Raw genomic sequence first — 19,631 nt, 5'->3', positions numbered from 1 at the left:
CAATCGTATAAAAAATATCCTCACGTCGTACACTAATTAATATGTGCTGCATGGAGAGATGGAGCTCTTCGGCACACCGTTTACCTTTGCAGATGAAGTAGCCAAGCCGGTGATTGTCGGAAATAACATGCATTTGACGATCCATCCGAAAGACGTGGAGGAAGCGACCAAGATGTTTGCTGCGCTGAAAGAAGGCGGCGAGGTCTTTCTTCCGCCAACCGAGACCTTTTATAGTCCGTTCCATGCTTCGGTTAAGGATAGGTTTGGTATTGTTTGGAATATTATTGTTGTATAGAAAGCAAAAGCTTCTCGTTCACGTCAGGGATTGGTTGGCGTGAACGAGAAGCTTTTTTATGAGAATTGAAGCGGTGGATGCTATCAATTACGGTCATTGCAAAAACGTAAGGGGTTTCAATTAGAGAACGATTTTTATTTATTTTTTTCCGTTGTACTATTTTATAAGTATTCATCATGATTAAGGAGGATAAAAAGTGAGGCATTGGATGAATAAACAAAAGAAAAAGGCTGAATGGCGATCGCCCTTCTTTAGGTTTTATGTTGGAATCATCTCTACCAGTATAACCTTCGCTATAATGGTTGTAGGCTCAATCGTTCTTCATCACGGAATAGACGATAAAACCCTTCTCGTATTTATCATTCTATGGATTTTGGCGGCCATTTTATCTGCTGTTTTAGATAAATAGATAGAAAATCAATCAGAAGTTGTTCATGAAGTATGCGAGAAGCCTATCTTATTTGTAAAAGTGCGCCCATCATACAAAAAAGTGCTACGACCTGAATATACCTAGAAGACAAGGGATATTTTTTAAAAAATGCTGATTCTGAGGCTCCGAGATTCAAATTGATCATAAACATGCCGATGATTAATAGACTTTCAGGAGTGAACATATTTTTCATCTACTTTCTTTAATCGATAGGCTTCAGCGCTGAGGACACAATTTTCTTGATTCATTAAATGACGTTTTCTCTAAAATAATGGTAACCCAAAGGAAAAAGTGTGCTGTTTATTTTACTAAATTGAAGCCCCACATTATTTACGTGATGAAAATAATATGGAGAAATAATGTATCTTTTGGTACTTCTAGAATTCTGAATCGACTAATTGCTTGATATTTAGGAAATCAAAAGTGATGCGGCTCATTAATCGAGCCGCATCACTTTTTAAGTTAGTGTCAAAAAAACGTAGGATCAACTTATGGGCAACAAAGTATTGACGAAATCAGAGAAATTTTTCGTACCAAGTAATTTGATTTGATTGTCGGGAGTTACGAAGAATTCAATTAATAAATTGAAGGCATCGTTAAAATATTTCATATCACTTTGGGTGATGCCAATCATTAAGATGAAATTGACCTTATTATTTGTCCATTGAAGAGGGACATCATTATGGATCACGCAAATAAATGATACTTCAGCATGCTGGCTGATAGTATGAGGAACTGCTAAGCAATCAGTAAACGCCGTACTAGAAACAGATTCGCGTAATAAAACATCCTCAATAAAGTTTGGTTGAATAAAATGATTTTCCAAGCATTTTTCTCCCATAAATTGAATATATTCCGTTGGGGAGTCTAGCTGAATATTTCTGAAATAGATTGCTTCATTAAACCAGCTTCTTAAGTATTTTCCGGCGCGGCTCATTTTCTTTCGTTCGTTTAAATAATCGAGTTCATTTTGGATATCAATAAAATTTTTGTTTGTAATGATGGGACTGATAGTGACGATGTGCGGATGCTGGATCGGCACCTCAACGATACTAATTAATAAGTCGCATTCGGGCTTAGACATCATAAACTGATTTAACGACATCACCTGTCGAATGGCTAGATCCTGTTGAAATTTTTTCTCAATTTGCTGGACAATCGTTTTAGATAGGTTTAAATAATCCTCTACGATAATAATGCAAGAAATACTCGCTTGATAATTCTGATTGTTTTCTAAATAAGCGCCAAAATGAAAGGTAATAAAAGCAATCTCGCTTTCAGATAAAGTAACGGCATATTTTTTTGAAAATAAATGGGCAAAGTAGACGGCCATATCATAAATAGGCGCGTATTCTCGTTTTACTTCCTTGGCGATAGGATTAGGATAGCTCAAATCGAACTGACTTCGCTCTCGAGCATTGTACATATGCAGGGTTAATTGAGAAATAAACTCCTGATCAAATGGATCAATCGTATACCGCTGAGAGACTTGGGTAACCATTTGTTCAATGGAAGAAATGAAAGAGGTATCGATGATTGATTTCAAACTATTAACATCGTAATTGGTTGATAAGAAAATCAATAGGACAATTTGTTGGTAATCTTTCTCTGGTATTTCAATTGAAAAATGATCCTCAAAATATTGATGGATACGATCGGCAAGCTCGATGATATCCTTTTTTTGTTTGAAATTTGCTAAAAAATCAGGCTCCTCTTTTTTTTCAAAGGCAGTGAGTCGGTCATTCGAATTGACTCGAATCAAAATGATTAATATATGAATCAATAAGTTATTCATCGCAAAATTATTGATAAATAATGTTGACTGGTCAAAAAGTTTGTATAGGTTCTTCATTAAGTCTTTTATATTGAAGTTCGGAAAAATTTTTTCTAGCGTGTCACCCGATGTAAAATAGCCGTAATTATTATGGGTAACTAAATAGCCAATCATTTTTCGTTTATCTCGCTCGGAACCATTCAAAAAGAAATCGTAGTTCTGGGATTGAATCGTTAAATTAAAGGGAAGAATGATATTTTTTATTTTTGGCATGCAAATATTAATAATGGTGCTTTCACTGACGGATAATCCTTCCGATAGATCGAATACAGAGACTCCTGTTGGACAGGCAAGCAGTTTTGACATAATAAAATAGATGCGTTCATCCATCAAGGGTTCCTTGTCGATAGAGGCAGGGACTTTTTTATTTAGTTTATAGCCGCTTTTAGAGGATTCGATATCTGCTAACGCGTTGCTATTAATAGCATTCACATAATTTCTGATTGTACGTTGACTTACACCCATCAAGGTAGCTAGTGAGCTTGAAGAAATCCAATCAGTTGATTGAGTCAAAATTTGGAGTAATTCCTCTTGTTTCGTCTTTTTCATAATCAATCATCCAATCATCCATTTTTTCTCAATTATAACGAAGTGCTTTTCCTATTGAAACCACTCTTTTTTCCGCTAACGGTAAAAATAAGTATATTGCCGGGGTCTGGAAAAAAGAGTAGTCGAAAATCTCAAGAAATGTCTTTATGATTAAGTTATCAAATCCAAGGAGGGAAAAGAAAATGATCAATATATTGCTAGCTTGTGGAATAGGGGCCTCAACAGGATTCATGGCGGCAAACATGCGAAAGATCGGTAAACAAAAAGGGCTGCAAGTAAAAGTGAATGCCGTCAGCAAGTCACAGGTTATGGAGTACGCGGATAAAATTGATGTTCTATTGTTGGGACCACATTTCTCGGCAGAAGTGTCGAAATATCAAGCAGAGTTAGAAGATCATCACGTAAAAGTTATGGCAATTGACCCGGATGATTATGCGGCATTAGATGGTGAAAGCATCCTAGAGGCTGCTTTAGAGCTTTACAACAGTTAGGAGGATAAAAATGAAGAAGATACAAGCATGGATTGAAAAACATATGGTTCCTATTGTAAACAAGATTACTCAAAACTTTTGGTTCGGCATAGTAGCGGACGCCATCCTGTATATTGTTCCTTTCTCAATGGTCAGTGCTATCCCTAGTTTATGGAGCATTGTTCGAACCTTTTTCCCGAATCTCCCAGATCTCTCGCCAATCAGTCAGTATTCATTTGGCTTAATTGGATTATTCGTGGTATTTATCATCCCGTATAATTGCTTAGTAAAAATGGAGAAAAAGGATCGCAGTATGATCGCTGGTTTTACTGGGATTGGGACCTTCATGCTCTGTATGAATATGACGACAACAGAAACAGGGACATTGATTGATCTTGGCAAATTTGGAGCTGGCGGAATGTTTACCTCTATGGTTATTGGACTTGCGGTAGCGTTCATTTATCGAAGTATGGTTAAGTTTTCTTTCTTTGGTGAAGACAGTCTTATTCCAGATTTTATCAAGAATTGGTTCGATAATATCATCGCCATTTTCTTAAGTTTATTCATCGGTTTTATCTTTACAACGTTATTGAAAGTCGATATCTTCTCGATGGTTCAGCTATTGATGAAGCCAGTAACAGGATTTGCACAAAGCTTGCCTGGGGTTATCTTTATTGTCTGCTTACAGAATTTGTTTTACTTCTTTGGTATTAGCGGGTGGGTATTTACGCCGGTTACGCGATCTATTACACAAGCGGCGATTGCTGAAAATGCAGCGGCTATTGCGGCGGGCATGAAACCGACGAATATTTATTCCTATGGCTTCAGTCGTTATTACCATATTGGTGGACAAGGAGCGACCTTGCCGATTGCCTTTATGATGCTTTTTGCAAAAAGTAAACGCTACAAAATACTTGGTAGAGCAACAATCGTTCCATCCGTATTTAACATTAATGAGCCGTTAGTTTACGGGACAATTGTAAATAATCCGTTCATGTTTATTCCAATGATGCTGTTGAGTGTAATTTTACCAGGAGTTGCTTATCTGTGGATCAACTTTGGATTTGGATCAGTAAATCATGTGAACTTTGATATGAACTTTATGCCGAACCCGATTTCTGCTTTTGTGATGTCAGGCGGCGACTATCGCAATGCATTATTAGTGATTGTTAATCTAATCATAGCAGCTCTTGTCTGGTACCCATTCTTTAAAGCGGCTGACAAATTTGAAGTGAAAAAAGAAGAAAAACGAGCGGCAGAAAAAAAGGCTAAGAAGCAACAGGTCGAAGGTATTGTAACGGAAGCATAAAATTTTAGGAATGGGGACAAGATTATGGACATAAATTCAGCAGCGATGACAGTAATCTTACATGCTGGTAATGCACGAGAATATATTGATGAATCACTGGATTTAATGGCAAGCTTTGAGTTTCAGGCGGCTGAAAAGTCATTAGAATTAGCAGATTTGGAAATCGTAAAAGCCCACAACGGTCAAACAGAAATTATTCAACAACAGGCAGCAGGAGAAGATATGGAGTATTCACTACTATTTATTCATGCGCAGGATACGATGATGACCATCAATACAGAATTGCATTTAACGAAAAAAATGTTACCGATTTTTCAGACATTATTTAGCCAGGTGAAAGGAGAAAAAGTATAATGACAAAAACATTTCCTAAAGGATTTTTATGGGGCGGTGCTACTGCTGCGAACCAAATCGAAGGTGCCTATAATGAAGGTGGACGGGGACTAGCGACTTCTGATTTTGCTCGATTAATTACAGATGAAATTCGTGAAACAGAAGGTGCTTTTGATGAACATGTTCCTCATAATGCAGCGTCTGCTGAAATGGTTGCTGACATGAAGAAAAATCCTGAGAAATGGGCGCTTCCTAAACGTCGAGGGATCGGATTCTATCATACCTACAAAGAAGATATTGCATTATTTGCGGAAATGGGATTTAAAGTGTTTCGATTGAGTATTTCATGGTCCCGGATTTTTCCGAACGGCGATGACGATACCCCGAATGAAGAAGGCCTAGCATTTTATGACAAAGTATTTGATGAATGCCATAAACATGGGATTGAGCCGATGGTAACACTTTGCCATTTTGATACGCCATTGCATTTAGCAGAAAAATATGGTGGTTTTCTAAGCAGACATACTGTGGACGCCTTCGTTCATTATGTTGAAACAGTTTTAAAAAGATACAAGGGAAAAGTAAAATACTGGTTGACCTTTAATGAGATCAACAATGTCTTATCTAATCCATTTACCAGTAGTGGGTTAATCTTTGATGGCGCACCTACTGCAAACACCTGCAACCCTTACTTGGGTCATTGGCAAGAAAAATTTCAAGCGGTGCATAATCAAATGGTCGCAAGTGCGTTAGCAGTAATTAAATGTCATGAGATTGACCCTGAAGCCAAGATGGGGAACATGCTTTGTCGATTAGAGAACTATGCCGAAAGTACAAAACCAGAAGATCAATTGCAGGTTCTTTTTGAAGATCATTTTAATTGGTTCTTCACAGATGTTCAGTGCAAAGGGAAATACCCTTATTACATGAAACGATTTTTTGATGAAAATGCTATTACCATCGCGATGGAAGAAAATGACCTGGAAGTGTTACAGCAAGGAACCGTTGATTTTATTACGATTAGCTACTATATGACCTATGTCATGAGATTTAAAGGAGAAAAAGTACCCAAACCAACCGGACGACTAGTTTCAGATATAAAAAATCCGAATCTAGAAATGTCTGGTTGGGGATGGCCTATTGATCCTATTGGCTTCCGAATTACTTTGAATCATATTTATGATCGCTATCAATTGCCTATCTTCATTTCGGAAAATGGTTTAGGTGCGATTGATCAGGCGGATGCGAATGGTTATGTTGAAGACGATTATCGGATCGATTATATGAAACGACACATTGAGCAAATGGGAGAAGCCATTACCGATGGCGTAGACATTTTCGGCTATGCTTGGTGGGGACCGATTGACTTAATCTCATCAGGAACCTCAGAAATGAAGAAAAGATACGGAATGATCTATGTTGACTTAGACGATTATGGAAATGGAACCGCAAAAAGGACGCGAAAAAAATCATTCTATTATTATAAGCAGGTAATTGAATCAAACGGGGAAAACTTAGAGAATAATAGTTAATAATAGAAGGCTAACTACGTACAAGGAAGTTTTATATTTAGAATTGATGACCAATCGCTAGTAAAAGGTGGTTGGTCTATTTTTGTTTTCTCAGCTTATAAAAGGGTACTCTGTGAAGCGATAAATAGGAGAAAAAATGTAAGAGTCTTTCTAGGCTCTTTCCTTTTTGTAACAGCAGGGAATTTGGATTATCTGTGATTCTCATCTATACTTTTGTTAGGCATTCTTTTTTGAGGACTGGATATCAGGCCTTTAATTGAGAACGCGTACATGCAGAGAGGAAGGGGAAGAAGTTATGAAGAAACCAATTCATGTTTTTTCGGAAATCGGTCCATTGAAACAAGTGCTCTTGCATCGACCTGGACAGGAGCTGGAGAACTTGATGCCCGATTATCTGGAGCAGCTGTTATTTGACGATATCCCATTTCTTGATCAGGCGAGAAGGGAGCATGATCTATTTGCGGATACCCTTCGCTCAAAAGGGGTCGAGGTTCTTTACTTAGAAGACTTAGCTGCGGAGTCGTTGACAAGTGACGGCACCAAACAGGAATTTTTACAGGAATACTTAGATGAAGCCTTCATCACTGATGATGATATTCGTAAAGAAATGACGAACTATTTTTCGGATATTAAGGATAATCGCATGTTAATTGATCATACGATGGCTGGGTTGAAAAGAAATCAGCTGTCGATTGGGATGCGCAACCGGCGGACTGACAGGATAGACGAGGTGTCACCTTTTTATATTGACCCGATGCCGAATTTGTATTTTACTCGTGATCCTTTTTCGACGATTGGCAGCAGTATTGCTCTGAATAAAATGTATGCCGAGACTCGTCGCAGAGAGACTTTGTATGCTAAATATATTTTCAACTATCATCCGATGTTTGCCCAAAATCCTGTGAATCTGCTGTACGACCGTGAAGATAGCACGAGACTTGAAGGCGGCGATGTGTTAGTACTTTCAAACAAGGTGTTGGCTGTCGGAATTTCTCAACGAACGGATAAGGAATCCATCAAAAAATTGGCTGCTCGCATTTTTGAAGATGAAGCAAGCTTTGAGCATATATTGGCCTTCAATATTGGTGAAGAACGGAAATTCATGCATCTAGACACTGTCTTTACGATGGTTGATCAGGATAAATTTACGATCCATCCTGAGATTGAAGGAGATTTAGTGGTCTACTCCCTAATCAAAGGCAATCACAAAGTGAACATCATCGAGGAAAAGGATACGCTGGAAAACATTCTGTGCCGCTATCTCGATCTGCCTGCTGTAGAACTGATTCGCTGCGGCGGAAACGACATTACCGCAGCTGCTCGGGAGCAATGGAACGATGGCGCGAACACCTTAGCAATCGCGCCTGGCGAAGTGATCGTCTATGATCGCAACACGATCACGAATAAGAAATTAAAAGAAGCCGGCGTCAAAATAAACACCATCCCGGGAAGCGAACTCGTTCGCGGCCGCGGTGGTCCACGCTGTATGAGTATGCCGTTTGTTAGGGAATAAGTGAGGTTTGGTAGGGGTCATCATGTGGGAGAAGGGAATCATTTATGATTATTTTAAAATAACTATTTGGCAGGAAAGTTCAAAATAACTATCGGTTTTAAATTAGGAGATCTGATTGTTACAGGAAATAGTGCTGAAAAGGGTGATTATTAAGAAGGAAAGATTGAGCGGTTAATGATGAATGAACTGTAATAGTTTTTAGCATGAAGTCGGAGTTTGCCTCGTATTGGACAATCTTTGATAGGAGTGTATTTTGTTTTCGAATTTATATAACGTGACTCTCGCAAAATATACGAGAAAAAATCATAATAACAAACTCGTTGTACTAATAACAACAGCTCATTACTATGATTAAAAAAAATATTCAATAATTTGATCTATTTTAGCCATATCTTGCAAAGGTAAGGATTCAATTTTTTTGAGCTTTCTCTCTTTGAAATCAAGTGATTTTAATTGAGAAATAAGTATTTGTCCCGTAGTATCTAAATCGTTTGGTAAAGAGTAACGTGTTGGTAAGTTTCTGATTGTAGAAGTAATCGGGCAACTCACTGCAAACATCGTTTTACGGTTAAACTCGTATCTAGATACGACCAACCCGGGACGTCTCTTTTGAATCTCTTTTCCTGCGGAAGGATCAAAATCAAACCATACAATATCCCCTTTTTTTTAGGAATATAAATTTTTTCTTCAGTCATCATAAAATCTCTCTTCCTTCAGGAGATAAATCTGCCCATTCGTCTTTTTCATAATACTCCGCTTTTTCTCCACCGCTGAAGGAATCTTCAATTTTGGGAACTAATGTGATTGTCCCATCATCAGAATAGACAACAATATACTCTTTGTTTTCTTTAGGTTTCTTTCCGTTATCTGAAGGTAAAGTTATCACTACAGAGTTCCCTTGTAATCTAGATTTTGCAACAAGCATAGTATCCCTCCTTTATGTTAATTTTACCATGTAACACTCAATCACGCATCGGATGTTTGTTTTATTTTAGTGCCTACAGAAAATGCAATTCTAATTTGAAAGAAAAATCAATTTTGAAGAGGAAAATCAATGAATAAGATGGGAAAATTTAATTAGACAACTCGGGGTATCACAAATGAAGATCCGAGTTGTCTTTATTTTAATTTCTCCTTAACAAAAATAGACCGTTCGAACGGTTATGCTAAGCTTTATAGGTATAAAAAATAAGTGATATAATAAATGAATACGAGGTAGATGTTTGGTAGATTTTATCCTGATGACTATTTGAAAGAGGAGAACGAGTTATGGCTGTTTTAGAGAATTTACTTGGCATAGATAATCAGGCTGAGCTTGCGAGAATTGAAGAAAGAACAACAAAAATCAGAGCAAAAGAACTCGTAGAAAAGAATGTCATTGATTCGTTCGAGGTAGGTACTTTTAAAGGACTAGCTCAACTTCATCATTATCTATTTCAAGATATTTATCCTTTTGCGGGGAAAATCCGAGAGGTTGATTTAGCCAAAGGCCAGTTTCGATTTGCGCCTGTGCTGTATCTTGAACCTGCGTTGAAAGAAATTGAGAAGCTTGAACAGACGAATTACGAACAAATAATTGAAAAATATGTAGAGATGAATATTGCCCATCCATTTAGAGAAGGCAACGGCCGCGCCACTAGGATTTGGTTGGATCAGATACTGAAGAAAGAAATTGAAAAGATGGTAGACTGGAACGAGGTGGACAAGGATGCCCATCTTTCAGCAATGATCATGAGTCCGGTGAATGATCTTCCAATCAAAGAGTTATTGAGACCTGCTTTGACTGATAAAATTGCTGATCATGAAATTTACTTCAAAGGGATTGATGCTAGTTATTATTATGAGGGGTATTCAGAGTTTAAGACGGAAAATTTGTAGTTGTAGAGAAATTAAACAGCCCACTAGTATAAGCGATGTTTTGTCATTATACTGGCGGGCTTTTCAATTTACATAACGGTATTGGTATCAATGGGGCACAGCAATTACACTTCAGCAGTCCCAAAAATCCCCAAGTATTTTTTTCTTTTTCGAACGAAAGTAGAAGGCTCCAAGTTCAGTGCTTCCGCAGCATCCTTGACATTTCCGAATTGTTGATAGGCTTTTGTGATCGCTCGAAGTTCAATTCGGGCAATTTCAGTTTTTAAATCAACTTTTTCGATTCCAATATTTGAAGCAAAAGAGGTGTTGTCTTGGCTAGTTTCTTTGTCATATAAAAACGTGATATCTGAGGGGAAAATCTCATCTTGCTCACTTAGTATAAAGGAGCGTTCAACCACATTGCGTAGCTCTCTTATATTTCCAGGCCAATGATAGCTTTCCATGACATGAATCGAATCTGAAGTGAATTTTTTTTGAACGTCGTATTTCTGATTTAGGCGGTCAATGAAGAAATCTGCTAACAAGCGGATATCATCTCTTCTTTCTCTTAAAGGTGGTACCTCAACGGGAAAAATGTTCAAACGGTAAAAGAGGTCCTCTCTAAACAACCCATTCTTAACCATCTTTGTCAGGTCCTGATTCGTAGCTGCAATAATTCGAACATCGATTTTTATGTCTTTTTCAGAGTTTACGGGTCGGATTACCTTTTCCTGCATAACTCTAAGAAGGCTTGCCTGAGCTTCAAGTGATAGTTCTCCAACCTCATCAAGAAAAATAGTTCCTTTGTCTGCTAAAAGAAATAATCCTTTCTTTCCACCTTTTTTCGATCCTGTAAAGGCACCTTCGTCATAACCAAATAATTCTGATTCAATCAGGTTATGAGGTAAAGAAGCACAGTTAACCGCGATAAAACTACCATTTTGTCTACTTGAGTTTTTCATTATGTATTTCGCTAGCTCTTCTTTTCCCACTCCTGTTTCACCTAGAACAAGAACAGTTGTATCTAATTTAGCGACTTTTTTTGAAAGATTCAATAAATTTAGAAAAGCTTTGTCACTACCAACAATACCTGTAGAATGCAAGATTGTGGAGCTAACAGTATCTAGCTTGTCTTTGTATTCTTCGGATTGCTTTTTGGTTATTTGATACTTTGCTTTCAAATCTATTAATTCAGTGATGTCTCTTACATTGCCAACAGTGTAAATCACATCGCCAACCTCATTGAAAACGGGTGTCATTGTTGTTAATGCCTTTCTACCCGTTTTGAACGTTTGCTCAATTGTAAGGCTTTGCTTTGTTTTAATTACTTTAAGCGCAATGGATTGTGATACAATTTTGGCTTTCTGCAGTTCTTGCATACTTTTTCCTAGTAATTCTTCCTTTTTAAGTCCAGTAATTTTTTCATAAGCATGATTGACATATATTTTTTTCGCTTCTCCATCAGTAATACATATTCCATCGTGTGATCTTTCAACGATCATACTTAAAAAATGAACAATATCAACAGAATTGCTAAGGTCATTAAGCAATTTGGTATCAAGGGTATAATCATCTTCAGTGCCACTATTCACTTTTAGCTCCGATTCAACGGTTTTGAGGGTATCTTTTTTCCTCATTTAAATCACCTCTTTTTCTCATTTTTATTCAATTATAGCATAGCCGATTAATCAGATGTTTCTTTGGTAAAATAGAAATTTTTTGATGATGATCAAACTTCATGACGATCTTTTAACTTCCTAAAAGATAGATAAATGCAGAAAGACTGCAAAGAAAAATCAGATGATTTTCTCCTTGCAGTTTTCCAGATTATTCAGATTCAGTTGATTCTTTCTTAAATTTCCAATTCCCCTCTGAGTCTAATATGTTTAGTGCATATGCAGAAATATAAGCAAGTGCTACACCTAAAAACAAAGTAATCATCAAGGGAATAGCTTTTTCTCCACCAGTTGAAAAAGTAGCTGCGATGGCGCCAAATATTGCAGGTAATTTATTAAAAAATGTTCGATCAAGAATTATGAGATGAAGTGAAGCGCAAATAGTAGTCAGAATGCAAACCGCAAGTGCTTGAGAAAGTTCACTAGAGATACCTAATGAACTCAGGATCTCGATACCTTGTAAAAAAACGATTCCCCAGAGTACACCGAGAATGGAGCTGAACGCATAATTAAAGAATTCATCTTTCTTTGCTCCGCCGTTAAAATATATCGGAAAAGCAATATAAGTCGCGTACATGACACCATAACTCGCTAAAGGAGAAATGCAATATAAAAATACGTAGATCCCTCCCAAAACACCCATCCAAAGAGCAAAATTTAAATTGAATTTTGGATTATTCATTTTCAATCTCTAAACACCTCCTCAAGAGACATGAATATGGCTGATATTCATGCATATTTTGAATGACTAACACTTATTGAAATTTTTCAGCAATTTCATCTAAAATCGGAAGAATATATTCTTTGAATTTAGGGTAGTTCTCAGAAGCAGGGAAGTGTCCAAGATTTTTCATTGCTGTGAATTTACTTCCTTTAACAATATCGGCCACCACTTTCCCGTCGGCAGGAGGTGTGTTTGGATCGTATTCGCCATTCAACAGATAGAGCATACATTTTTCAGTATCGATTTGCGCAACATCTTCTGCTGAAAGAATATGATCTACATAATAATAATAGAGATCTCCGGCGAAAACTCCAGGGCCGCCGCACATATACATCCACTGTGTCTCACGGACTGCGGCTTCTGGAGAGGTAGGTGACATGTTTAACAGCATGGCAGCACCCGTCGAAGTCCGACTCACACACGGATGATCGAATTCTCGACGAACACCCTCTACACCAAAATCACGATATTCCTTCGCTGATTTTAACGCGCCCTCCAAGGCAATCGTTGCTCGATAATTTTCAGGATAATTAATTGCTAGATCGATCGCTAAATGACCGCCCATGGAAGACCCCATATAAACTGGGCGCTCTAAGCCTAACACTTCTGAGAAGATGTTAGGAAAGTCCATCATGCCTTTTTTATCCATGTTGTATTCCTGGGTCCACCATTCAACTCCGTAAGGTGGTAAAGATTTTCCATGATAAGGCAAATCAAAAGCGATTACTCGAAATTTGCTTGTTACATCAGGATCATTCAAAAGATGCCGATATTGTCGTCCATCAGATCCAGCAGTGTGACCGACTAAAAGTGGGATGCCTGATCCAGCTTCTTCATAATAGACACGATATTCGATTCCATCTATTTCAAAATTCACGTAACGTCCGACAATTTCTTCGAATTTTGCTTTCATTATTTCACACCTCCACTTACTTGGGCTCTCATAATTGCGACCATCCGATTCAATGCAGGAAGATAGGCGAAAGTATAGAATTTATCGCTTACTTGCATACCATGACGAACTTGGGTGGTCTGTAAACATTGGAAAAATGGTTTTGGAATGGGTTTAAGCATTTGTTCCCATAGATAGTCATCCCCTTGAATGAGAATCTCGACTGTAGGATCAATGAAAGTTCCTTCTTCGTGTTTGACCAACGTACCATCAGAAAAAGTCAGAGTAAAGCAACGTTCACCTATCACAAATTGTAATCTGCCATTGAAATAACGGATTTCTCTGGAAAACTCTGGATCTTTTGTTGCAGTATTCACAAAAGTGTTTAAATCAAAATTTAACATTTTTTCTCCTCCAATTCTTCAACATATTATTCCGATAAAACAAATACCAAACAAGCTCGAAGGATGATTAAACTTTCGTCTACTGGACTTCGCTCTTGTTACATGAATTAAACAATCATCCGCATCAACTCCCATTTGCTACTTTCATCTCTCTATTAAGCAATTGCTATGCCAACTTATTGGGGTTAAAGGAAATGGCTGTATGAGGGCGAAAATTAGTATGCGCTTACATTTATTTGATGAGTGAACGCATTTTTTTGATGCAAAAATGGAATTATCGTGAAAAAATGCACCGCTTTTTTGTTTAATCTTGTGTACCTAATTATATCAATCAAAACATTTTTTTTTCACTCTTTTAATAGGAAACGTTTATTCGCAGGAGCTATGGTGCAAAAATGCAATTTATTTCTATTTGTGCAAGGAGAATCTGCAATTATTTGTCTCACTATGTTGATTTTATCACCTTTTGAAGGATGGCACGGATTTTGCTTATAAGAAAGTGAGGAAGGGAGCAAACATATTATGGCAGATTTTGAAATATTAAGTTGCACGATTATGAGAGGCGGAACAAGTAAAGGTATTTTCCTAAAAGAAGAAGAACTCTCACGCAATTTACAAAAAAGAGAGCAACAGATCTTGAGCGTTTTTGGAAGTCCCGATAAACGACAAATTGATGGGTTAGGCGGAGCAGATGTTTTAACGAGTAAATTGGCGATTATTGGTAGGTCCACTATAGAAGGGGCTGATATTGATTATACTTTCGGACAAGTATCGATTGACAAGCCAATCGTTGATTTTAAAGGAAACTGTGGAAATATCTCCGCAGCTGTGGGACCCTACGCGATTGACAACGGACTTGTAAAAGCTGTTGAACCATACACGACAGTCAATATACACATGACGAATACTAATAAAATTTTGAAAGCTAAAGTTCAAGTCAAAGATGGAAAAGCAGTTACCAATGGAGAGTATAAAATCGATGGTGTTCCAGGTACTGGATCGAAAATTGAGTTGGATTGGTCGGATTGTACTGGGGGTGTGTCTGGTGCCATTTTACCCACTGGAAAAGTTGTTGATCACATTATTGTTGAGGATCAATCCTTTGAGGTAACACTGATTGATGCTGGAAATCCCGTTGTTTTCATTACATCTAGTTGTTTAGGCGTGAATTTTGATTCTGATTTTACGAATGATGCAAAAACAATGGCACTAATTGAAAAAATCAGAAGCAAAGCTGCTGAAATTTTCGGATTAGTCGAAGCGGCGTCTGATGCTACTGAAAAGAGTCCATACAATCCATTTTTTGCTGTGGTTGCTAAGAAACAGAACTATGTCGGAATGAATGGCTTAACGGTGAATGAAGATAAAGTTGATTTTCGCGCAAAGATTATTTTTATGCAGAGCCTGCATAAGGCTTATCCCATCACTGGAACTATTGCAACGGGAATTGCTGCCAAGTTAAAGGGAAGTATAGTTAACGCTCTAATTGTGAATGGACAGTTTATCAATCAGGATCACGTGAATATTGGACATCCAAGCGGAATTGTTTCCACCAAAATTGTGTTAGATGAGAAAGGCAAAGCAAAAGTAGCGGAAGTCTATCGAACCGCTCGAAAGATTATGGAAGGGAAAGTATTCATTAATTAGAAAAGTGAGGATAGAAAAGATGGGACAAACAATGGCAGAGAAAATTCTCTCTGAAAAAGCAAAGACAACTGTTCATGCTGGAGATATCGTCTGGATTGATATAGATCGAGCAATGATGGACGACATACTTGGCCCGCGGGTACAAATAGCTGAAGGATTGAATGGTTTGTGTGAAGAGGTATGGGATACGTCGAAAACGGTGGTCATCTCTGATCACTATACACCACCAGCAAATGAGAAGCAGGCAGAAATTGTTAAGTTCACTAGGGATTGGTCCAAAGAGAACAACATCGATGAATATTATGAGTTTGAAGGACCCTGTCATCAGGTGATGGCAGAAAAAAGGCATGTGATACCGGGAAGCATTATCTTGGGTACAGATTCTCATACTTGTATGGGCGGCGCATTTGGAGCTTTTGCTACAGGGGTTGGCTCGACTGAAATGCTAGGCGTTTTGCTTTCAGGAAAAACCTGGTTTCGAGTACCTGAAACCATCCAAGTTGAATGGGAAGGTGATCTACCTGAAGGTGTAATGGCTAAGGATATTTCACTACACACGATTAAAAATATTGGACATGCTGGAGCAACGTATCAATCGGTTGAATATATTGGTGAAACGATTCGACAGTGCTCGATGGATGAAAGAATGTGCCTCAGTAATATGGTTGTCGAGATGGGAGCAAAGGTCGGCCTTATTTCTCCTGATGAAAAAACCTGGGATTTTTTAAATGAGATTGGTGCAGATTTTTCTGAATATCGGATCGAAAGTGATTTGAATGCAGATGTGTCCCAAAAAATTGTTTTTGATGCAACAAAATTAGTCCCACAAGTTGCTTGTCCCCATGAAGTAGATAATGTTTTTGAAGTTACAGATATTACTGATACTCAAATTCATCAAGCCTATATAGGTTCTTGCACTGGAGCTAGAATCAACGACTTGAGACAAGCAGCCAAAATATTAAAAGGCAGAAAAATAAAATCAGGTGTCCGCTTACTTATTTCGCCAACGTCCAAAACGGTTTGGAAGCAAGCTTTGCAAGAAGGGTTGATGGATATTTTTATTAATTCAGGTGCTACGATTCTTTCGCCAACCTGTGGCGTTTGTGTAGGATTACATTCTGGAATTCTGGCTGCTGGAGAAAACTGCATCTCAACTTCAAATAGAAATTTTATTGGCAGAATGGGTAGTAAGGACGCAGGGATCTACTTAGCTTCACCATTAACCGTAGCAGCTAGTGCGATCGAAGGAAAAGTAGCTGATCCAAGAAAATATATGAAGGAGATTTAATTATGGAGTTGATTAGAGGAGGAACCTATGTTGTTGGCGACAATATTAATACCGATATTATTTCACCACCCAGATATATGGAGTTGAGTATCGAAGAGGCATCTATTCATTCAATGGAAGCGATAGACGAGAATTTCGCTAAAAATTTTAAGCAGGGAACCATTTTAGTTGCTGGAAATAACCTAGGTTCTGGCTCAAGCCGGGAAACCTCACCACTTACTTTAAAATACTTAGGCACAAAAGCAATTGTCGCTGTTTCATTCGCCCGGATTTTTTACAGAAATTGCATAAATTTAGGGATTCCAACAATTATCTGTCCTCAAGCTAAAGAGATTAAAGCCGGTGATGAAATTGGGATTGATTTTGAAGAAGGAGTATTGATCAATCTGTCGCAGAAAACGTCATATTCGTGTAGTAGATTGCCAGAGCACATTCAAAAAATGTTAGATGCAGGTGGATTAATTGAATATTTAAAACTTGATAGTCCAACGTCTAGCAAGTTTCAATGATATACGTGACGGGAACCAAACTTATTTTTTTCAGGCTTTGAAAAAATAAATACCATATTACGAGATAGGATGTCAGTCCAACTTTTGGCAGTAGTCAAAGAACAAAGGAATATCTAGAACTAAATCAAATAAAAAAAGCACTGTTTAGTTGGATGATATACGTGGCGAGAACCAAACTTATTTTTTCGGTTTTTGAAAAAATAAATACTTAAATACGAGATAGGAGCGAGAACAATGGAGAAGGCTTTAGAGGGTGTACGAATTCTAGATTTGAGCAGAGTTTTAGCTGGACCGTATGCGACGATGATGTTAGCGGATATGGGGGCTGAAGTGATTAAGGTAGAGATTCCAAATTTTGGCGATGACTCGAGACGCTTTCCTTCTTTTCTTGAAGATGAGAGTGGCTACTTTATGAACATGAATCGAAATAAAAAGGGCATTACGTTGAATTTAAAAAGTTCAGAAGGAAAAGCCATTTTTAAAGAGCTGGTTAAAAAAAGTGATATTTTAGTTGAAAATTTCCGGCCGGGTACAATGGAAAAATTAGGACTTGGTTACGAAACATTGAAGGAATTGAATCCCTCTTTAGTCTATGGATGTGTTTCCGGCTTTGGTCATTTTGGCCCATACAAAGATCGCCCTGGCTATGACATTATTGGGCAAGCCATGAGCGGATTAATGAGTGTAACTGGTTGGCCTGGTGGGGTTCCAACCCGCACTGGAGGACCGATGTCAGATACAATGGCTGGTTTATCAGTAACAATTGGGATTCTTGGTGCGCTGCATTATAGCAAAACAACGGGAATCGGACAGAAAGTAGATGTATCTCTGGTTGATTCATTAGTAGCAAGCCTGCAGATCATCAATCAGATTTACCTTATCGAGGGCAGATTACCAGAACGTATCGGTAATAGATATGAGTCTTCCTATCCTTATGATACTTTTCCTACGAATGACGGAAAACATGTTGTAATTGCTTGCGCAAACGATAAATTTTTCGTTCTACTCGCAAAGCTTATGGAAAAAGAGGAGCTGTTGGAGGATGAACGATTTAATGTCAACCGAAATCGAGTCATCAATCATGAACAAGTTTCAGAAATTGTTTCAAAATGGACAAGAAACTATTCAGAACAAGAGGTTTTAGAGAAATTGATGTCAAAAGGCATCCCTTGTTCGCCGATTTATTCAATAGAGGATGTAAGCAAGGACGAACATATTGTGGGAGCGAGAGAAATGTTTGTGGAGGTTGACTATCCTAAAGTTGGAAAAATAAAAGTGACAAATTCACATATAAAAATGTCTGAAACGAAAACAGGATTCAGAACACCTGCTCCAGATTTGGGACAACACAATGATGATATTTATACAAGTCTGTTAGGAATGGATATAGATGAGATCAATGAGTTAAGAAAAAATAACGTTATTTAGGAGTGATGATGATGGATAATCGAAAAAATCAGATTCGTTTCATTGAAGTTGGCCCGAGAGACGGTTTTCAAAATCTTGCTCCTGAGATCAAGGTTGAAGATAAATTGAAAATCATTCACGGTTTGATTGATAGCGGTGTCAAGGAGCTAGAAATAGGATCGTTTGTCAATCCAAAAGCTGTTCCGCAAATGAGACACATGAAGGAAATTGCAGTAGATATTTTATCTAGCTACAACAAAGAGGAGATCAACATTATTTGTTTGGTTCCAAATAAAAGAGGAGCTGAGATCGCTGATGGACTGGGAATGAAGACAATAACCTATGTTTTATCAGTGAGCGAATCGCATAATAAGGCCAATGTGAATAAAAGCATTGAAGAGAGCCTTGCTGAGTTGGAGGACGTGATCTGTTCATTTCCAAATTTAGATGTTCGAGTGGATCTAGCGACTTTCTTTGGTTGTCCTTTTGAAGGAAGTATTGATGAAACAAAAGCTTTACGGATTGTTCGTAAGGTTTTTGAACTAGGAGCTTGCGAAGTAATTCTGTGTGACACAATTGGAGTCGCCAATCCTCAGCAGGTTTATGATTTATCAACGCAGGTGATCCAAGAGAACCCTGATAAGAAGATTTGCTTGCACCTACATGACACAAGAGGTATGGGACTGGTCAATACGTATGCAGGCATGGAAGCGGGAATATCTAGTTTTGAATCGACCCTTGGAGGGTTGGGCGGCTGTCCATTTGCGCCAGGGGCTACAGGCAATACTGCCACTGAAGATTTACTGTATATGTTAAATAAAATGGAAATAGAATCAGGTGTTGATTTATCAAAATACTTGGATGTTACAAGATTTCTAGCGGAAAAAATTGGAGCAGGCAATATTAACAGCCACATTTTCAATGTATATAAAGAAAAGGAACTGTTGGTTTAGCGGAGGAGA

General features: G+C 37.9%; 19 protein-coding genes and 1 pseudogene. 13 read left to right on the top strand and 7 right to left on the bottom strand.

Translation table 11 applies throughout. The features are described 5' to 3' along the window. Positions 1-58: 58 nt before the first annotated feature. A complete protein-coding gene (locus IGI44_RS18790; RefSeq protein ID WP_438789463.1) occupies positions 59-295 on the top strand; it encodes a hypothetical protein in 237 nt (78 codons plus the stop codon). Positions 296-491: 196 nt separating this feature from the next. Continuing rightward, positions 492-704, top strand: a complete 213-nt coding sequence (locus IGI44_RS18785; RefSeq protein WP_438789462.1) for a hypothetical protein — start codon at positions 492-494, stop codon at positions 702-704. Between the two features lie 505 nt (positions 705-1,209). Here IGI44_RS18785 and IGI44_RS18780 read toward each other — a convergent pair. Beyond that, the gene (locus IGI44_RS18780; protein ID WP_438789461.1) at positions 1,210-3,108 is read right to left on the bottom strand and encodes a BglG family transcription antiterminator; all 1,899 of its coding nucleotides are present in this window, start codon (positions 3,106-3,108) and stop codon (positions 1,210-1,212) included. A gap of 182 nt (positions 3,109-3,290) precedes the next feature. On the opposite strand from IGI44_RS18780, the gene IGI44_RS18775 reads away from it, so the two are divergent. From IGI44_RS18775 to arcA, 5 genes are all read left to right on the top strand, one after another. Further along, a complete protein-coding gene (locus tag IGI44_RS18775) occupies positions 3,291-3,599 on the top strand; it encodes a PTS sugar transporter subunit IIB (protein WP_438789460.1) in 309 nt (102 codons plus the stop codon). Between the two features lie 10 nt (positions 3,600-3,609). After that, the gene (locus IGI44_RS18770) at positions 3,610-4,887 is read left to right on the top strand and encodes a PTS sugar transporter subunit IIC (protein ID WP_438789459.1); all 1,278 of its coding nucleotides are present in this window, start codon (positions 3,610-3,612) and stop codon (positions 4,885-4,887) included. Positions 4,888-4,911: 24 nt separating this feature from the next. Further along, the gene (locus IGI44_RS18765; protein WP_438789458.1) at positions 4,912-5,241 is read left to right on the top strand and encodes a PTS lactose/cellobiose transporter subunit IIA; all 330 of its coding nucleotides are present in this window, start codon (positions 4,912-4,914) and stop codon (positions 5,239-5,241) included. After that, positions 5,241-6,752: a glycoside hydrolase family 1 protein gene (locus tag IGI44_RS18760; protein WP_438789457.1), complete on the top strand. Its 1,512-nt coding sequence runs from the start codon at positions 5,241-5,243 to the stop codon at positions 6,750-6,752. The genes IGI44_RS18765 and IGI44_RS18760 overlap by 1 nt, the downstream gene beginning before the upstream one ends. A gap of 295 nt (positions 6,753-7,047) precedes the next feature. Then, positions 7,048-8,265, top strand: coding sequence for an arginine deiminase (gene arcA / locus IGI44_RS18755; protein ID WP_438789456.1), 1,218 nt, complete (start codon positions 7,048-7,050; stop codon positions 8,263-8,265). A gap of 351 nt (positions 8,266-8,616) precedes the next feature. On the opposite strand, the pseudogene IGI44_RS18750 reads toward arcA, so the two are convergent. Together IGI44_RS18750 and mazE are read right to left on the bottom strand one after the other, a co-directional pair. Then, positions 8,617-8,960, bottom strand: a pseudogene (locus IGI44_RS18750) (type II toxin-antitoxin system PemK/MazF family toxin). Next, positions 8,960-9,190, bottom strand: a complete 231-nt coding sequence (mazE, locus tag IGI44_RS18745) for a type II toxin-antitoxin system PemI/MazE family antitoxin (protein ID WP_438789455.1) — start codon at positions 9,188-9,190, stop codon at positions 8,960-8,962. The pseudogene IGI44_RS18750 and the gene mazE overlap by 1 nt, the downstream one beginning before the upstream one ends. Before the next feature lie 344 nt (positions 9,191-9,534). Between mazE and fic the strand changes: the two genes are divergently transcribed. Continuing rightward, positions 9,535-10,143, top strand: coding sequence for a protein adenylyltransferase Fic (fic, locus tag IGI44_RS18740; protein WP_438789454.1), 609 nt, complete (start codon positions 9,535-9,537; stop codon positions 10,141-10,143). A 104-nt stretch (positions 10,144-10,247) separates the two neighbouring features. Here fic and IGI44_RS18735 read toward each other — a convergent pair whose 3' ends face one another. From IGI44_RS18735 to IGI44_RS18720, 4 genes are all read right to left on the bottom strand, one after another. Then, a complete protein-coding gene (locus tag IGI44_RS18735) occupies positions 10,248-11,759 on the bottom strand; it encodes a sigma-54 interaction domain-containing protein (RefSeq protein ID WP_438789453.1) in 1,512 nt (503 codons plus the stop codon). 190 nt (positions 11,760-11,949) lie between these two features. Continuing rightward, entirely contained in the window at positions 11,950-12,480 is a 531-nt protein-coding gene (locus IGI44_RS18730) for a DUF1097 domain-containing protein (protein WP_438790297.1), read from the bottom strand. A gap of 73 nt (positions 12,481-12,553) precedes the next feature. Further along, positions 12,554-13,435: an alpha/beta fold hydrolase gene (locus tag IGI44_RS18725; RefSeq protein WP_438789452.1), complete on the bottom strand. Its 882-nt coding sequence runs from the start codon at positions 13,433-13,435 to the stop codon at positions 12,554-12,556. Beyond that, on the bottom strand, positions 13,435-13,818 hold the full coding sequence (locus tag IGI44_RS18720; RefSeq protein WP_438789451.1) for a hypothetical protein: 384 nt from the start codon (positions 13,816-13,818) through the stop codon (positions 13,435-13,437). Before IGI44_RS18720 ends, IGI44_RS18725 begins: the two co-directional genes overlap by 1 nt. A gap of 522 nt (positions 13,819-14,340) precedes the next feature. Here IGI44_RS18720 and IGI44_RS18715 point away from each other — a divergent pair. The 5 genes from IGI44_RS18715 to IGI44_RS18695 all read left to right on the top strand — a co-directional run bounded on the left by IGI44_RS18715 (position 14,341) and on the right by IGI44_RS18695 (position 19,622). Continuing rightward, on the top strand, positions 14,341-15,465 hold the full coding sequence (locus tag IGI44_RS18715; RefSeq protein WP_438789450.1) for a 2-methylaconitate cis-trans isomerase PrpF family protein: 1,125 nt from the start codon (positions 14,341-14,343) through the stop codon (positions 15,463-15,465). A 19-nt stretch (positions 15,466-15,484) separates the two neighbouring features. Next, positions 15,485-16,753, top strand: coding sequence for a 3-isopropylmalate dehydratase large subunit (locus IGI44_RS18710; RefSeq protein ID WP_438789449.1), 1,269 nt, complete (start codon positions 15,485-15,487; stop codon positions 16,751-16,753). Positions 16,754-16,755: 2 nt separating this feature from the next. Continuing rightward, entirely contained in the window at positions 16,756-17,262 is a 507-nt protein-coding gene (locus tag IGI44_RS18705) for a 3-isopropylmalate dehydratase (protein WP_438789448.1), read from the top strand. Positions 17,263-17,496: 234 nt separating this feature from the next. Beyond that, positions 17,497-18,690: a CaiB/BaiF CoA transferase family protein gene (locus tag IGI44_RS18700; protein ID WP_438789447.1), complete on the top strand. Its 1,194-nt coding sequence runs from the start codon at positions 17,497-17,499 to the stop codon at positions 18,688-18,690. An 11-nt stretch (positions 18,691-18,701) separates the two neighbouring features. After that, on the top strand, positions 18,702-19,622 hold the full coding sequence (locus IGI44_RS18695) for a hydroxymethylglutaryl-CoA lyase (RefSeq protein WP_438789446.1): 921 nt from the start codon (positions 18,702-18,704) through the stop codon (positions 19,620-19,622). The last annotated feature ends 9 nt before the right edge of the window (positions 19,623-19,631 follow it).

The sequence above is a fragment of the Enterococcus sp. DIV0756 genome (assembly GCF_051710745.1).
Classification (GTDB): Bacteria; Bacillota; Bacilli; order Lactobacillales; family Enterococcaceae; genus Enterococcus_A.
Note: the sequence above shows the minus strand (reverse complement) of the source record. Positions and strands in the feature narration are given on the sequence as shown.

Excerpts from the sequence above, each read along its gene's own strand:
- IGI44_RS18790 (WP_438789463.1), top strand. The coding sequence starts at position 59 with ATGGAGCTCTTCGGCACACCGTTTACCTTTGCAGATGAAGTAGCCAAG.
- IGI44_RS18780 (WP_438789461.1), bottom strand. The coding sequence starts at position 3,108 with ATGAAAAAGACGAAACAAGAGGAATTACTCCAAATTTTGACTCAATCA.
- IGI44_RS18775 (WP_438789460.1), top strand. The coding sequence starts at position 3,291 with ATGATCAATATATTGCTAGCTTGTGGAATAGGGGCCTCAACAGGATTC.
- IGI44_RS18770 (WP_438789459.1), top strand. The coding sequence starts at position 3,610 with ATGAAGAAGATACAAGCATGGATTGAAAAACATATGGTTCCTATTGTA.
- IGI44_RS18765 (WP_438789458.1), top strand. The coding sequence starts at position 4,912 with ATGGACATAAATTCAGCAGCGATGACAGTAATCTTACATGCTGGTAAT.
- IGI44_RS18760 (WP_438789457.1), top strand. The coding sequence starts at position 5,241 with ATGACAAAAACATTTCCTAAAGGATTTTTATGGGGCGGTGCTACTGCT.
- arcA (WP_438789456.1), top strand. The coding sequence starts at position 7,048 with ATGAAGAAACCAATTCATGTTTTTTCGGAAATCGGTCCATTGAAACAA.
- mazE (WP_438789455.1), bottom strand. The coding sequence starts at position 9,190 with ATGCTTGTTGCAAAATCTAGATTACAAGGGAACTCTGTAGTGATAACT.
- fic (WP_438789454.1), top strand. The coding sequence starts at position 9,535 with ATGGCTGTTTTAGAGAATTTACTTGGCATAGATAATCAGGCTGAGCTT.
- IGI44_RS18735 (WP_438789453.1), bottom strand. The coding sequence starts at position 11,759 with ATGAGGAAAAAAGATACCCTCAAAACCGTTGAATCGGAGCTAAAAGTG.
- IGI44_RS18730 (WP_438790297.1), bottom strand. The coding sequence starts at position 12,480 with ATGAATAATCCAAAATTCAATTTAAATTTTGCTCTTTGGATGGGTGTT.
- IGI44_RS18725 (WP_438789452.1), bottom strand. The coding sequence starts at position 13,435 with ATGAAAGCAAAATTCGAAGAAATTGTCGGACGTTACGTGAATTTTGAA.
- IGI44_RS18720 (WP_438789451.1), bottom strand. The coding sequence starts at position 13,818 with ATGTTAAATTTTGATTTAAACACTTTTGTGAATACTGCAACAAAAGAT.
- IGI44_RS18715 (WP_438789450.1), top strand. The coding sequence starts at position 14,341 with ATGGCAGATTTTGAAATATTAAGTTGCACGATTATGAGAGGCGGAACA.
- IGI44_RS18710 (WP_438789449.1), top strand. The coding sequence starts at position 15,485 with ATGGGACAAACAATGGCAGAGAAAATTCTCTCTGAAAAAGCAAAGACA.
- IGI44_RS18705 (WP_438789448.1), top strand. The coding sequence starts at position 16,756 with ATGGAGTTGATTAGAGGAGGAACCTATGTTGTTGGCGACAATATTAAT.
- IGI44_RS18700 (WP_438789447.1), top strand. The coding sequence starts at position 17,497 with ATGGAGAAGGCTTTAGAGGGTGTACGAATTCTAGATTTGAGCAGAGTT.
- IGI44_RS18695 (WP_438789446.1), top strand. The coding sequence starts at position 18,702 with ATGGATAATCGAAAAAATCAGATTCGTTTCATTGAAGTTGGCCCGAGA.